Origin of the sequence: Enterobacter sp. kpr-6 (assembly GCF_900116015.1) — a bacterium.
Lineage (GTDB): Bacteria > Pseudomonadota > Gammaproteobacteria > Enterobacterales > Enterobacteriaceae > Enterobacter_D.
The window spans coordinates 753,258-767,459 of the sequence record NZ_FOYH01000002.1; the positions used below are offsets into that span (position 1 = coordinate 753,258).

General features: G+C 53.0%; 12 protein-coding genes. 2 read left to right on the top strand and 10 right to left on the bottom strand.

Annotated features, from left to right (window positions below):
* Nucleotides 1–85: 85 nt before the first annotated feature.
* From BM373_RS08290 to bolA, 9 genes are all read right to left on the bottom strand, one after another.
* Nucleotides 86–484: a YbgC/FadM family acyl-CoA thioesterase gene (locus BM373_RS08290; protein WP_090460939.1), complete on the bottom strand. Its 399-nt coding sequence runs from the start codon at nt 482–484 to the stop codon at nt 86–88.
* Between the two features lie 95 nt (nt 485–579).
* On the bottom strand, nt 580–954 hold the full coding sequence (locus BM373_RS08295) for a helix-hairpin-helix domain-containing protein (protein WP_090460940.1): 375 nt from the start codon (nt 952–954) through the stop codon (nt 580–582).
* Nucleotides 955–1,099: 145 nt separating this feature from the next.
* Entirely contained in the window at nt 1,100–2,971 is a 1,872-nt protein-coding gene (gene ppiD / locus BM373_RS08305) for a peptidylprolyl isomerase (RefSeq protein WP_090460942.1), read from the bottom strand.
* A 201-nt stretch (nt 2,972–3,172) separates the two neighbouring features.
* Nucleotides 3,173–3,445 (bottom strand): nucleoid-associated protein HU-beta, encoded by a 273-nt coding sequence (gene hupB / locus BM373_RS08310; protein ID WP_002444653.1) that lies wholly within the window; start codon nt 3,443–3,445, stop codon nt 3,173–3,175.
* A gap of 210 nt (nt 3,446–3,655) precedes the next feature.
* Nucleotides 3,656–6,010, bottom strand: coding sequence for an endopeptidase La (gene lon / locus BM373_RS08315; RefSeq protein WP_090460943.1), 2,355 nt, complete (start codon nt 6,008–6,010; stop codon nt 3,656–3,658).
* Nucleotides 6,011–6,195: 185 nt separating this feature from the next.
* The gene (gene clpX / locus BM373_RS08320; RefSeq protein ID WP_090460944.1) at nt 6,196–7,470 is read right to left on the bottom strand and encodes an ATP-dependent protease ATP-binding subunit ClpX; all 1,275 of its coding nucleotides are present in this window, start codon (nt 7,468–7,470) and stop codon (nt 6,196–6,198) included.
* A gap of 125 nt (nt 7,471–7,595) precedes the next feature.
* A complete protein-coding gene (gene clpP / locus BM373_RS08325; RefSeq protein WP_090460945.1) occupies nt 7,596–8,219 on the bottom strand; it encodes an ATP-dependent Clp endopeptidase proteolytic subunit ClpP in 624 nt (207 codons plus the stop codon).
* Nucleotides 8,220–8,505: 286 nt separating this feature from the next.
* Nucleotides 8,506–9,804 (bottom strand): trigger factor, encoded by a 1,299-nt coding sequence (tig, locus tag BM373_RS08330; RefSeq protein ID WP_090460946.1) that lies wholly within the window; start codon nt 9,802–9,804, stop codon nt 8,506–8,508.
* Between the two features lie 334 nt (nt 9,805–10,138).
* Nucleotides 10,139–10,456: a transcriptional regulator BolA gene (gene bolA / locus BM373_RS08340; RefSeq protein WP_090460947.1), complete on the bottom strand. Its 318-nt coding sequence runs from the start codon at nt 10,454–10,456 to the stop codon at nt 10,139–10,141.
* Between the two features lie 306 nt (nt 10,457–10,762).
* Between bolA and BM373_RS08345 the strand changes: the two genes are divergently transcribed.
* Both BM373_RS08345 and ampG read left to right on the top strand, forming a co-directional pair.
* Nucleotides 10,763–11,341, top strand: coding sequence for a lipoprotein (locus tag BM373_RS08345; RefSeq protein ID WP_090461093.1), 579 nt, complete (start codon nt 10,763–10,765; stop codon nt 11,339–11,341).
* A gap of 41 nt (nt 11,342–11,382) precedes the next feature.
* Nucleotides 11,383–12,858 carry a muropeptide MFS transporter AmpG gene (gene ampG, locus BM373_RS08350; RefSeq protein WP_090460948.1) on the top strand — a complete coding sequence of 492 codons (1,476 nt, stop codon included), beginning with the start codon at nt 11,383–11,385 and terminating at the stop codon, nt 12,856–12,858.
* Nucleotides 12,859–12,872: 14 nt separating this feature from the next.
* On the opposite strand, the gene BM373_RS08355 is transcribed toward ampG, so the two are convergent.
* Nucleotides 12,873–14,195, bottom strand: a complete 1,323-nt coding sequence (locus BM373_RS08355) for a J domain-containing protein (protein WP_090460949.1) — start codon at nt 14,193–14,195, stop codon at nt 12,873–12,875.
* Nucleotides 14,196–14,202: the final 7 nt, after the last annotated feature.

Below are 14,202 nucleotides of genomic sequence, written 5' to 3' on the forward strand. Positions count from 1 at the left end.
TCTCCATCAGGGAGAGGGGGAAAACCGGGGCTGTACTCGGGCTATCCCCTCTCCCATGGGGGAGAGGGTTAGGGTGAGGGGAAATTTACTCCACCATCGCGTCCAGCTTTTCGCGCAACTCCCCTTCCAGCGGCAGCGCTTTCTGGGTTTTCAGATCGATGCAAACAAAGGTTATCAGCGCGTCAGCCACCACTTCACCTTCTGGCTCCAGGGTCACCACCTGACTGAGCACTCCGCTTTTACCGTTAAGCTGTGAGAGCTTGCTGGTTACCGTCAGCAGATCGCCAAGCACCGCCGGGCGGCGGTAGTTGATATTAATGTTCACCACCACAAAAGCGATGTTGTGCTCCGTCATCCACTGAAAGCTGTCGCTATTCTCCAGCCCGTCCCAGCGCGCCTCTTCGAGAAATTCGAGATAGCGGGCGTTATTAACGTGTTGATAAACATCGAGATGAAAACCCCGAACTTTGATTTGAGTCTGCATAGCGCGGTAACCTTTATTATGTTTTAGGAACAGAGGTCATAACTGGTATGACCTCATTATCCTGGCAAAATTTAGCTACTGCGCAAGTGCAAACGTTATAAAGTCAGGTGATCGAGATTACGTTCTACCAAAGAGGTGCCCATTCCCGGCACCTGTTTCAGATCTTCAATGGTTTTGAACGGACCATACTCATCACGATAGCTCACAATCGCCTGCGCTTTTTTAAGCCCCACGCCGTTCATGACCCTGGCCAGCTCTTCGGCTGAAGCGGTGTTGATGCTAACCCTGGTGCTTTCATCGTCTACTGTTTTAGCCGGTTCCGATGCTTTTGCCTGGGTATCCGATTTTGCCTCTGCTTTGCTTTGAACCGCCGGGGATTTTGCCGCAGCCGGTACCGCCAGCGCGCTGTAGCTTGCGCCCGCACAGGTGAGGGTCAGGGTGATTAAAAGCGCTTTGATTCCACGTTTCATGCTGTTATCTCCTTGTTTGTTGACAGCACGGTCACGATAGCGACGCCGGGATAGCCGTTCAAATGGCAACTTTCAGAAATGGAAAAGGCCGCGAAAGCGGCCTTTGAATATTGCATCGGGTTACAAAAATGTGCGAGACGCCTCGTTATTGCTGAGGATCGATGATGTCGCCCGTTTTGATTTTGGCTTCTTTACGCAGGTTGTTCATCAGCGCTTCGAAGGTGATTTGTGCATTATTTTGTGTAATGCCCTGCACCATCGCTTTCTTCTGATCGTCCGGCATCGTACCCGCTTTCACTTCATCAAGCGCCAGCAGCACGACGTTGCCCTGCGCATCGTTGGCAACCCCGTAAACCGGCTTGTCTTTGGCAGGCAGCGCCAGCGCAAAGGTCGCCTGAGTCAGTGGGTCCTGAGCGGTACGCGTCAGCGTTTTAGCTTCACCGAAGCTCAGACCTGCCGCTTTGAACGCGTCGTCTTTGCCGGCTTTCAGTTCGGCCAGCATTTTGTCAGCATCCAGTTTAGCCTGCTGTTGCGCTTTGTTGTGCTTCACGATATCGGTCACCTGCGCTTTGACCGCGTCCAGCGGCTTCACCGCTTCCGGTTTATGCTCGCTGACACGGACCACAAAGGCACGATCGCCATCGACGGTGATAATGTCAGAGTTGCTGCCAGGCGTGCCGTTCTCGCCAATCAGCCCACCGTTGAAGATGGCATCAGAAACCGGTTTAAAGTTCAGCTCTTCCGGCAGATTGTCACGGCCAAACCAGCCCGTCTCAACCGCTTTCACGCCTGCTGCCTGCTCTGCACCCACCAGCGAGACGTTATCGTTGCTGGCCGCTTCGCTGACTTTCTGTTGCAGGGCGTAGTAGGCATCCAGCGCTTTCTCCTGCTTCACTTTCGCGGCCAGATCGTCACGGACTTCTGCCAGCGGTTTAACTTTAGCAGGCTCTATGTCCGTCAGGCGCGCGACCAAAAAGCCTACGCTTGATGTGATCACGCCAGAAAGTTGACCTTTCTCTTTCAGACCGGCGTTTTTCAGCTCTTCCGGGGTGGTGCTCTCTTCCAGCCAGCCCATATCGCCGCCGTTACGGGCAGAAATAATGTCGGATGATTTCTCTTTTGCCAGCACGGCAAAATCGCCGCCTTTATTCAGGGCGTCGAGAACGGCTTTCGCTTCCGCTTCGGTTTTAGTCTGAATGACGCTGTAGCGGTTACGCTGCGGCTGAGTGAACTGATCCTGATGCTGATCGTAGTACGCCTGGATTTCAGCGTCGCTTGCATCCTGCTGCATGCTGGCTGCATCCAGTTTGATGTAGCTTACGCGGAACTGTTCCGGCGACATGAACTGGGATTTATTCTGCTCGTAGTAGCTGGTAATTTCCTGATCGCTCACGGTCTGCTTCGCCGCCAGCGCATTCACATCAATGGTCGCGGCGCGCACAACACGCTGCTGAGCGACCATCGCTGCCAGTTCGTCGGTTTCACCTTTGAGCATGAAGTCGGTGCCGGCAACGGCGTTGATCAGTTGTTGCGTGGTGAGCTGATTGCGTAACGCCTGCGCGTACTGGTCGGCCGTCATCCCCATCTGGTTGACGAGGGCGTTATAACGGGTGTTATCAAACTTGCCGTTATTCTGGAAAGCCGGGGTCGCAAAAATCGCTTTTTTAACCTGCTCATCGCTGATGCCGAGGTTCAGTTTTCTGGCGTACTGATCCAACAGCGCTTCGTCGATCAGACGATTCAGCACCTGCTGGCGCATCGTCTTAATGTAATTTTCATTCGCTGCAAGTTCAGAGAACTGATCGCCCAGTTGCTGCTGCATGCGGTTGCGCTCACTGGCGACAGCATTTTCAAATTGCCCGCGACCGATTTCCTTGTCATTTACCTTTGCGGCGTAGTTGGAGTTACCGCCAATCAGGTAGCCGCTCACGCCCGTCAGAATGAACGACACGATAATGATACCGAAAATGATTTTGAGCACGACGCTATTGGCTGCCGTGCGTAAATTGTCCATCATGGTGTAACAACACTCCGCTGTAGGAAACTTGTGGTCTTACGCAACACTGCACTTCCTGCTGCTGCGCGCGAGTCCGTATTGTGACAAGAAACCGGGGCAATTGTCAGCCCACGAGGTCTATAAATTCAGGTATCACAAATAAAAAAGGCACATCTGATGATGCGCCCTTGTACTTTGTCACATTCCTTAAGAGGAAAGCGATCAGTTTACCGCGTCTTTCAGCGCTTTACCTGCGCGGAAACCCGGAACTTTTGCAGCAGCAATGGTGATCTCTTTACCTGTTTGCGGGTTGCGACCAGTACGGGCAGCACGCTCTTTAACAGCAAAAGTACCAAAACCTACCAGCGCTACGTCGTCCCCGGCTTGCAGAGATTCAGTTACAGAAGCAATTAATGCATCTAACGCACGTCCAGCCGCAGCTTTAGAGATATCAGCCCCTGCAGCAATTTTGTCTATCAGTTGAGATTTATTCACTCTTCTCTTCCTCTCTTTATAATTTATATCGCGCCTGAATCCTTCACGACGCGACCGCGCAGCAGTTATATCAGGCCTGTCATGCCCTTACAACACCAGTTGATGATGACACAACCCGCCAGCAATCTAAATTAGCTATACAAAAAAAGGCTGGCAAGCCCGAAATGGCCTGCCAGCCTTATTTTTATTGATGCACTTTGCGCGAGGTCACTATTTTGCGCTCACGACCTGCATCCCTGAGGGTTCATTTTGCAGAGCAAGAGTCAGAACTTCCTCAATCCGTTTCACCGGATGGATCGTCAGATCGGCAATCACGTTATCCGGGATCTCTTCCAGATCGCGTTTGTTCTCGTCCGGGATCAGGACCGTTTTGATGCCGCCACGATGCGCTGCCAGCAGTTTTTCTTTCAAACCACCAATCGGTAATACCAGCCCACGCAGGGTGATCTCACCGGTCATCGCAACGTCTGCACGCACCGGGTTACCGGTCAGGCAGGACACCAGCGCGGTACACATGGCGATACCTGCACTCGGACCGTCTTTCGGCGTCGCCCCTTCCGGAACGTGAACGTGAATGTCGCGTTTTTCGTAGAAATCGGCGTTAATGCCCAGTTTCTCCGCACGCGCGCGCACCACGGTCAGCGCAGCCTGGATGGATTCCTGCATCACTTCACCGAGCGAGCCGGTATAGGTCAGCTTACCTTTACCCGGCACACAGGCGGTTTCAATGGTCAGCAGATCGCCGCCCACTTCCGTCCATGCCAGACCGGTCACCTGCCCTACGCGGTTTTCATCATCCGCACGGCCGTAATCGAAGCGCTGCACGCCGAGGAACTCATTCAGGTTTTCACCATTAATGGTGATGTGCTTGAGTTCTTTATCCAGCAGCAGTTGCTTGACCGCTTTACGGCACAGTTTCGAGATTTCACGCTCAAGGCTACGCACGCCCGCTTCACGGGTGTAATAACGGATGATGCCAATAATTGCGCTGTCATCAACCGAGATTTCGCCTTTTTTCAGGGCGTTACGCTCGATCTGCTTCGGCAGCAGGTGGCGCTTAGCGATGTTCAGTTTTTCGTCTTCGGTGTAACCGGACAGACGGATCACTTCCATACGATCCAGCAATGGAGCCGGAATGTTCATCGAGTTCGAGGTCGCAACAAACATGACGTCGCTGAGATCGTAATCGACTTCCAGATAGTGATCGCTGAACGCCACGTTCTGTTCTGGATCCAGCACTTCCAGCAGAGCAGAAGCCGGATCGCCGCGCATGTCAGACGACATTTTGTCGATTTCATCCAACAGGAACAGCGGGTTTTTCACGCCCACTTTCGCCATCTTCTGAATCAGTTTGCCCGGCATAGAACCGATATAGGTACGGCGGTGACCGCGAATTTCCGCTTCGTCACGCACGCCGCCCAGCGCCATACGCACGTATTTACGTCCGGTGGCTTGTGCAATGGACTGCCCCAGAGAGGTTTTACCCACCCCCGGCGGCCCTACCAAGCACAGAATCGGCCCTTTGAGTTTGTTAACGCGGCTCTGAACCGCGAGGTACTCAAGGATGCGGTCTTTGACGCGCTCCAGACCGTAATGGTCGGTATCGAGAATTTCCTGCGCCTGACGCAGATCTTTCTTCACTTTGCTGCGTGCGTTCCACGGTACCTGGATCATCCATTCGATGTAACCACGCACTACGGTTGCTTCTGCCGACATCGGAGACATCATTTTCAGCTTCTGCAATTCTGCTTCGGCTTTCTCTTTGGCCTCTTTCGGCATTTTTGCCGCGTCGATTTTACGCTTCAGCGCTTCGTTTTCGTCCGGCGCATCGTCCATCTCGCCGAGCTCTTTCTGAATGGCTTTCATTTGCTCGTTCAGATAGTACTCGCGCTGGGATTTTTCCATCTGCTTTTTGACACGGTTGCGAATGCGCTTCTCAACCTGGAGCAGATCGATTTCAGATTCCATCATCGCCATCAGATATTCCAGACGCTCGTTAACGTCGGACATCTCTAAAACGGACTGCTTATCGGACAGCTTCAGCGGCATGTGCGCAGCGATGGTGTCAGCCAGACGTGCAGGATCGTCGATGCTGTTAAGCGACGTCAGAACTTCCGGTGGGATTTTTTTGTTGAGCTTGATATAGCCTTCAAACTGGCTAATCGCGGTGCGCACCAGCACTTCCTGCTCGCGTTCATCAATTGCCGGTGATTCCAGATACTCCGCCTTCGCAGAGAAATGTTCACCATTGTCTGACAGTGCAGAAATGCGCGCGCGCTGTAAGCCTTCGACCAGCACTTTAACTGTGCCGTCCGGCAGTTTGAGCATCTGTAAAATAGAGGCCACGGTACCGACAGTGAAAAGATCATTTACACCCGGCTCATCCGTTGATGCTTCTTTCTGCGCCACAAGCATGATTTTTTTATCATGATCCATAGCGGCTTCAAGGCAACGGATAGATTTTTCCCGCCCTACAAATAAGGGTATGACCATGTGCGGATAAACCACCACATCGCGCAATGGCAATACGGGGATTTCAATGCGTTCAGAACGCTCAGGATTCATAGAGCTCTCTCTTAGTTTAGTGTCCGCCAGGTAATCCGGTGGCATGACTGTGCTTCACGCAACCAATAACATGTAAGTCAGTATATGGGGATGTTTCCCACACATTCAACGCCGTGTTTACGCAAAAAACAAAAGGGGAGATAAAATCCCCCCTTTTTCATTAACTGATTGTATGAATTGGCTAATTATTCGCCAGAAGCCTGCTGAGCTTCCGGTTTGCCATAGATCAGCAGAGGTTTGGTTTGACCGGCGATAACGGCCTCGTCGATAACCACTTTTTCGACTTCTTCCATGGACGGTAAATCGTACATGGTGTCGAGTAGTGCGGCTTCAACGATAGAACGCAGACCACGAGCACCGGTTTTACGGGCCATCGCTTTTTTAGCGATAGCGTCCAGCGCTTCGTCACGGAACTCCAGATCCACACCTTCGAGGTTGAACAACGCCTGATACTGCTTGGTCAGGGCATTTTTCGGCTCTTTCAGGATCTGAATCAGCGCGTCTTCGCTCAGTTCATTGAGCGTAGCAACAACCGGCAGACGACCGATGAACTCAGGGATCAGACCAAATTTGATCAAATCTTCCGGTTCAACTTGCGCCAGCAGTTCGCCTTCCTGCGGTTTTTCAGACTTCGCTTTTACCGTTGCGCCAAAACCGATGCCGGAACCGGTTTCTACACGGTGGGAGATCACTTTATCGAGGCCGGCAAACGCACCGCCACAGATAAAGAGGATCTTGGAGGTATCAACCTGCAAGAATTCCTGCTGCGGATGCTTACGTCCACCTTGCGGCGGAACGGCAGCGACCGTGCCTTCAATCAGCTTCAGCAGGGCCTGCTGAACACCTTCACCAGAAACGTCACGGGTGATCGACGGGTTATCGGATTTACGTGAAATCTTGTCGATTTCATCGATATAAACGATACCACGCTGCGCCTTCTGCACATCGTAATCACATTTTTGCAGCAGTTTCTGGATGATGTTTTCAACGTCTTCACCGACGTAACCCGCTTCGGTCAGGGTAGTCGCATCCGCCATGGTGAACGGCACATCCAGCAGGCGTGCCAGCGTTTCAGCCAGCAACGTTTTACCGGAACCGGTCGGCCCAATCAGCAGAATGTTACTTTTGCCTAACTCGACGCCATTACTGCTATCGCCGTTACGCAGACGTTTGTAGTGGTTGTAAACCGCAACCGCCAGCACTTTTTTGGCCTGTTCCTGACCAATGACATAATCATCCAGGTGATGGCGAATTTCATGCGGCGTCGGGAGTGCGCTGCGCTCGCGGTGCGGCGCAACTTCTTTAATCTCTTCGCGAATGATGTCATTACACAAATCAACACATTCGTCGCAGATATACACGGACGGCCCGGCAATGAGCTTACGCACTTCATGCTGGCTTTTGCCGCAGAAAGAGCAGTACAACAGTTTGCCCGAACCATCTTTGCGTTTATCTGTCATGAGTCAAAACCTCTTTTCTGTTCTTTGTGCCGCACACGACGACGCAAATGCCATTCCAGGCGCAAAACGCTAACAAGCGTAGTGCCGCTCGTACATATTATAGCGGGACTCGTCCGGCCTGAGCATTAATTACGATGGGTCAAAATTGAGTCAACCAGACCGTACTCCACCGCCTCAGCAGCAGAGAGGAAACGGTCACGCTCGGTATCGCGTTCAATTTGTTCTAAAGATTGACCCGTATGGTGCGCCATAAGTTCATTCATGCGCCCTTTCACTTTCAGGATTTCACGCGCGTGAATTTCGATATCCGTCGCCTGGCCCTGATAGCCACCCAACGGCTGGTGAATCATAACGCGCGAGTTCGGCAAGCAGAAACGCTTACCTTTAGCGCCAGCGGTCAACAGGAATGCGCCCATTGAGCACGCCTGCCCCATACAAATGGTGCTGACGTCAGGTTTGATAAACTGCATGGTGTCGTAAATGGACATCCCGGCAGTGATCACGCCGCCTGGCGAGTTAATATACAGGTAAATGTCTTTTTCCGGGTTTTCCGCTTCCAGAAACAGCATCTGCGCCACGATCAGGTTTGCCATGTGGTCTTCGACCTGACCGGTCATGAAAATGACGCGTTCCTTGAGAAGACGGGAATAGATATCAAATGAGCGCTCACCACGTGAGGTCTGTTCAATAACCATTGGCACCAGGGCCATATGGGGTGCAAAGTTATCTCGTTCGCCGCTGTATGACATGTCCGTCTCCTGGATAAAAATTAAAAAACCTGCTGTACCGATTCTACTTTAGTATGACTGGTCTGACTACGACCACCAGGACTGAAGATCAGTAAGGGGCATTTCTGTTAGTTACCCCCAGTAATGGGGATGGCTTCGCCTTATTTCAAGCATAACAACCTTTTGGCTTAACGCTAACACTGAAACGCGCTTTTAGCACTCTTCTGATAGCGACAAGGCCATAAAAAAAGCCCGCCACCGAAAGGTGACGGGCTTGACGGTTACGCTTGATACGTAGAAGTGAAACTTACGCTTGCTGGTTCATCAGCTCGTTGAAAGAAGTGGCTTTTTCAGTCACTTTCGCTTTCTCAAGCACAGCTTCAACAGCCTGCTCTTCCAGCGCAACGTTACGCATGTTGTCCATCAGCTCTTTATTTTTGCTGTAGAACTCGATCACTTCTTTCGGATCTTCGTAGGCAGATGCCATTTCTTCGATCAGCGTATTAACGCGTGCTTCGTCAGCTTTCAGCTCGTGGGTACGAATCACTTCGCCCAGCAGCAGGCCAACAACAACGCGGCGTTTAGCTTGTTCTTCGAACAGTTCACGCGGCAGTTCCAGCGCTTGTTTCTCGTTGCCGCCGAAACGCTGTGCAGCCTGGCGACGCAGAACGTCGATTTCGCTGTCGATCAGTGCAGCCGGTACGTCGATTTCATTCGCTTTCACCAGACCGTCGATAGCCTGAGTTTTAACGCGGTTACGCACAGCGCCTTTCAGCTCGCGATCCATGTTTTTACGCACTTCAGCGCGCAGACCTTCAACAGAACCATCTTCAACGCCGAAACGTTTGATGAACTCTTCGGTCAGCTCTGGCAGTTCGCGCTCTTCAACTTTCTTCAGGTTGATAACGAACTTCGCGGCTTTACCTTTCAGGTTTTCAGCGTGGTATTCTTCCGGGAAGGTCACGTCGATGGTGAATTCTTCGCCCGCTTTGTGGCCTTTGATACCGTCTTCGAAGCCTGGGATCATACGACCCTGGCCCATTGCCAGTACGAAGTCAGACGCCTTACCGCCTTCAAACTCTTCGCCGTCAACAGAACCGGTGAAGTCAACGGTCACGCGGTCTTCCGCGTCAACTGCGCCGTCTTTTTCTTTCCAGGTCGCCTGCTGCTTACGCAGAGTGTCCAGCATGCCATCAACGTCAGCTTCGGTCACTTCAACAACCGGTTTTTCAACTTCGATCGCGTCCAGACCGTTCAGGGTCACTTCCGGGTACACTTCGAACTCAACCGCGTAGGTGAAGTCTTCGCCCAGTTTGTATTCGCCCGGAACATAGTTCGGTGCGCCAGCCGGATTGATTTTTTCCTGGATGATCGCATCAACAAAGTTGCGGCTCATCAGCTCGCCCAGAACGTCCTGGCGAACAGATGCGCCATAACGTTGAGCAACAACAGTCATCGGTACTTTTCCCTTGCGGAAGCCGTCGATGCGTACTTTTTTCGCTACGTTGACCAGCTCGCTTTTCACAGCGGTTTCGATGCTGTCAGCAGCGATGGTGATCGTTACACGGCGGCCAAGGCCTTGAGTGGTTTCAACTGAAACTTGCATCTTGTTACCTCAAAAAAATCACAGTGCTCGGTCAACTCTGAATTTGCCTCGCAATCCCGGGATGCTCTCTTACTGCAGATTCACATTCCCTGTCGCCAGAATCATCCCGAAGACATTCCGAAAAATAAGACGCAGCATTATAGCGGCATCACTTTTATGAGTCGAGAACGGTTATTGCGTGCACGCGCGGCACTTTTCACAATTCCCGGCAAATTTTTGTCTGAATTTGGGACAAAACGTACAAAACTCAGGCAAAACAAAACGGCCCGCAGGCCGTTTTACATAATTCTGTACGCAACATACTGGAAAAGTTCCAGCAGTTGCAAATGTGATTTTATGCGATGGTGCCTGCACCCCGGCACGGCGGTGAAGCAAAAATCGTGTCCTGCAGCCCTTCCCATTCTTTAATGGTATAGGTATGCAGCGCCAGCGCGTGCACCGTGGTTGAGAGTTCGTTGGTTAAAGTACTGTAAATCATACGATGACGATTCAAAAAACGTTCGCCAGCGAAGCGATCGCTTACCAGTACGACTTTAAAATGGCTTTCTGACCCAGCGGGAACATTGTGACGATAACTTTCATCGGTCACTTCGAGAAACACGGGTTCAAACGCTGCCCTTAATTTTGATTCGATTTGATCGCGCATCATCATGAAATTCTTCCTCCGACAACGTTCAGGGCTGCCCCATCCCTTTAAATGTTAGCCGCTTTTACCGTCTCCATAACACGAAGACAACAAATATTTAGCTTTCGTCTCTCTTTCTCATTCAAAGGTGTGAACCTCACACGCATACTGATCACGCAACAACGGCAAACGCGACAAAATAAGGATCATGCGCGCAAAAAAAAGACAAGGCGATGAATTTACATGCATTGCCGGGTTGTACGGGCCAATGGCAATGTTATGATGGCGAGAATTATTCTCTATATCCGCTTAAGATCTTTTGAGAGCCTCCACATGTTAAAAAAACTGTTTTTCCCGCTGGTAGCCCTGTTTATGCTGGCAGGTTGTGCCACACCGCCGACAACTATTGATGTATCTCCGCAAATGACTTTACCGCAGCAGGATCCGAGCCTGATGGGTGTCACCGTAAGCATTAACGGTGCCGATCAGCGTCAGGATCAGGCGCTGGCAAAAGTGACCCGTGACAACCAGCTCGTGACGCTGACCGCCTCCCGCGATCTGCGTTTCCTTCTGCAAGAAGTACTGGAAAAACAGATGACCGCACGCGGTTACATGGTTGGCCCGAACGGTGTGGTTAACCTGCAAATCATCGTTAATCAACTGTACGCGGACGTGTCCCAGGGCAACGTGCGCTACAACATTGCCACCAAAGCCGATATCGCTATCATCGCCACCGCTGCAAACGGTAACAAGATGACCAAAAACTATCGCGCAAGCTACTCCGTTGAAGGCGCATTACAGGCGTCCAACAAAAATATCGCTAACGCAGTTAACAGCGTGTTGACCGATACCATCGCGGATATGTCTCAGGACGTCAGTATTCACGAATTTATCAAGCAAAACGCGCGTTAATGCCTGTCTGCTGGCCCGTTTAACCGGGCCAGCGCACTATCATGTCAAACCACTACCTGCGCATTTTTCAGCAACCTAAATCGGCTATCCTGCTGATTCTGGGTTTCGCCTCCGGTTTACCTCTGGCACTCACCTCCGGCACGCTTCAGGCGTGGATGACCGTTGAAAACATCGATCTGAAAACCATCGGCTTCTTTTCGCTGGTCGGTCAGGCGTATGTTTTTAAGTTTTTATGGTCGCCGGTGATGGACCGCTACACCCCGCCGTTTTTAGGTCGTCGCCGCGGCTGGCTGCTGGCTACCCAGTGCTTATTGCTGCTCGCCATTGCCGGTATGGGCTTTCTGGAGCCGGGGAGTCAGTTACGCTGGATGGCGGCGCTGGCGGTGGTGATCGCCTTCTGTTCGGCCTCGCAGGATATTGTCTTCGACGCCTGGAAAACCGATGTGCTGTCTGCCGAAGAGCGCGGTGCGGGCGCAGCGATCAGTGTTCTCGGCTATCGCCTGGGGATGCTGGTATCCGGCGGGCTGGCGCTGTGGCTGGCCGACCGGTGGCTGGGCTGGCAGGGCATGTACTGGCTGATGGCGGCGTTTCTTATCCCCTGTATTATCGCCACTCTGCTGGCACCTGAACCGACCGATGCGATCCCGGTGCCGAAGTCGCTTGAACAGGCGGTCGCCGCCCCCCTGCGCGATTTCTTTGGGCGCAATAATGCCTGGCTTATCCTGCTGCTCATCGTCCTTTATAAGCTCGGTGATGCCTTTGCCATGACGCTGACCACCACCTTCCTGATCCGTGGCGTAGGTTTTGACGCTGGCGATGTCGGCGTGGTGAATAAATCGCTGGGGCTTATCGCCACTATTATTGGCGCGCTGTATGGCGGCGTGCTGATGCAGCGCCTGACGCTGTTTCGCGCCCTGCTGATTTTCGGCGTGCTGCAGGCTGTTTCCAACGCCGGTTACTGGTGGCTGTCGGTAACGGATAAAAGCATCTACAGCATGGCGGCGGCGGTCTTTTTCGAGAACCTGTGCGGCGGGATGGGCACGGCGGCGTTCGTCGCCCTGCTGATGACGCTGTGTAATAAATCTTTTTCTGCCACCCAGTTTGCGCTGCTCTCCGCCCTCTCCGCCGTCGGACGTGTTTACGTCGGGCCGCTGGCAGGCTGGTTTGTGGAAACCTGGGGCTGGTCAACCTTCTATCTTTTCTCGGTGTTTGCCGGACTTCCCGGCCTGGTGTTGTTACTGGTCTGCAAACAGACGCTGGAATTTACTCAGCAGACCGATCGCTTTATCCCACGTACCGAGTTTGCCCCGGCGTACCGGCTGGCCCTGCGCGTGCTGGCGGTGGGCTGCGCGTTGATCGCCGCATGGCTGGTGATTCTGATCCTGAATGCCACCGGCCTCACCGCCTGGGCTTTCGGCCTGCAACTACTGGAATGGGGCGCACTACTTGCGCTTGTCGGCATTGTTTATGGCGGTGTGCTTGATTACCTGGCACTGCGAAAAACCCGCCTGGTGTAGGCGGGTGAATGTTTTTACTCAACGTAGTACGCCATCTGAATTAACAGCGCCATCAGGATCGGGGTGAAAAAGAGGCCGAAAAATTTCACCACCATGTTTTGCTCACGAATAAGCCGGATTGGCAGCATAAAGACGTTGCGCACCACATTACCCGGCCTGACCAGCCAGTTGTGGCCCTGCACCTTCATCGTCCAGTAAAGCGGATACGCCAGAATCGCGATCGCCATGCACACCCGCGCCGGGCCTTTTTCGATGGGCTGCACATGGTGCGCCAGACTTAACAGATGCCAGATGGGCACGGCGATAATGGCCCACGCCAGCGGCCATAAACCTGCCAGGGCGAATTTCGCCATTTTCCCCCCGTCGTCAGCCCGTTCGACTAAACGTGGATAAACACAGAGATAAAAAGCGATTACCGCGACCAACAGCAACGACTGCGCCGCCATGGTGAGCGACTCCTGCCCCGCAATCCAGGCGGAATATCCCCAGAACCAGAGCCCAATCAGCAACGTCCAGCTCAGCGCCCATGTCTGACCGAAGGCGGCGTTAACCAGCGCCGGATTCACGCGGTCCAAAAGCTGCGGATAGCGCCAGCGCAGGGTGATCACTTCATTTTTTAGCGTCATCAGCAAGTCGGGCACCAGTCGTGTCCACCAGGGTAGCGCCGCATCGTTACCGCTTAACAGCCGCCATTTCAGTTGCGCATAGCGGCCTTCCTGCCCCTGCAAAGCGAGCGTCTGCCAGTAATGCTCTGCAAAAGTGGTATCAATCTGCGCTTCCAGCGCATCAATAATCCACGCCGGTAACTGCGGAGTGTGGATGGAATCCAGCTCCCAGTTCATCAGCGCCGAGACGTTGTTTACCAGACTGCGTCCAAGGCCAGGCTGCTCGCTGAGCGCTTCCGCCAGCGCCACGCTATAAATGCGCCGGGCCTCAAGCGCGTCCGGTAGCTCATGATCCAGATAGCGCTCAATCGCCTTAAGCGCCACCACTTCATTTTCCATCAGCGCCTGGGCGTGAGCGTACGCATCGTGACGCAGGCCGTCATAGTTCCAGAGCGGTTCATTTAACACGGCATCAGGCTGCAAGCCCTCCGGCTCGCGGAATGGCTGCGCGACGTCTGTTTCCGGCACGTAAGAAAACGTCACGCTCACCTCGTGAGGCGTCTCTTCTTCAGCGTGGTATGCGGCATAGCGGCGGGCTTCATCGAAGGCCTCCCGCAGTTGCTGATAGCCCTGCGGATCTTTATCCGGGCGATGAAGTTTCAACTCACGGGCGTAAGCCTTACGGATCGCGCCCTCGTCCGTCGTCGGTTCAATACCAAGGATTTCCCACATCGTGTTA

Bases quoted from the DNA above. Each gene is read 5' to 3' on its own strand.
- BM373_RS08290 (WP_090460939.1), bottom strand. From the start codon at position 484: ATGCAGACTCAAATCAAAGTTCGGGGTTTTCATCTCGATGTTTATCAA.
- BM373_RS08295 (WP_090460940.1), bottom strand. From the start codon at position 954: ATGAAACGTGGAATCAAAGCGCTTTTAATCACCCTGACCCTCACCTGT.
- ppiD (WP_090460942.1), bottom strand. From the start codon at position 2,971: ATGATGGACAATTTACGCACGGCAGCCAATAGCGTCGTGCTCAAAATC.
- lon (WP_090460943.1), bottom strand. From the start codon at position 6,010: ATGAATCCTGAGCGTTCTGAACGCATTGAAATCCCCGTATTGCCATTG.
- clpX (WP_090460944.1), bottom strand. From the start codon at position 7,470: ATGACAGATAAACGCAAAGATGGTTCGGGCAAACTGTTGTACTGCTCT.
- clpP (WP_090460945.1), bottom strand. From the start codon at position 8,219: ATGTCATACAGCGGCGAACGAGATAACTTTGCACCCCATATGGCCCTG.
- tig (WP_090460946.1), bottom strand. From the start codon at position 9,804: ATGCAAGTTTCAGTTGAAACCACTCAAGGCCTTGGCCGCCGTGTAACG.
- bolA (WP_090460947.1), bottom strand. From the start codon at position 10,456: ATGATGATGCGCGATCAAATCGAATCAAAATTAAGGGCAGCGTTTGAA.
- BM373_RS08345 (WP_090461093.1), top strand. From the start codon at position 10,763: ATGTTAAAAAAACTGTTTTTCCCGCTGGTAGCCCTGTTTATGCTGGCA.
- ampG (WP_090460948.1), top strand. From the start codon at position 11,383: ATGTCAAACCACTACCTGCGCATTTTTCAGCAACCTAAATCGGCTATC.
- BM373_RS08355 (WP_090460949.1), bottom strand. From the start codon at position 14,195: ATGTGGGAAATCCTTGGTATTGAACCGACGACGGACGAGGGCGCGATC.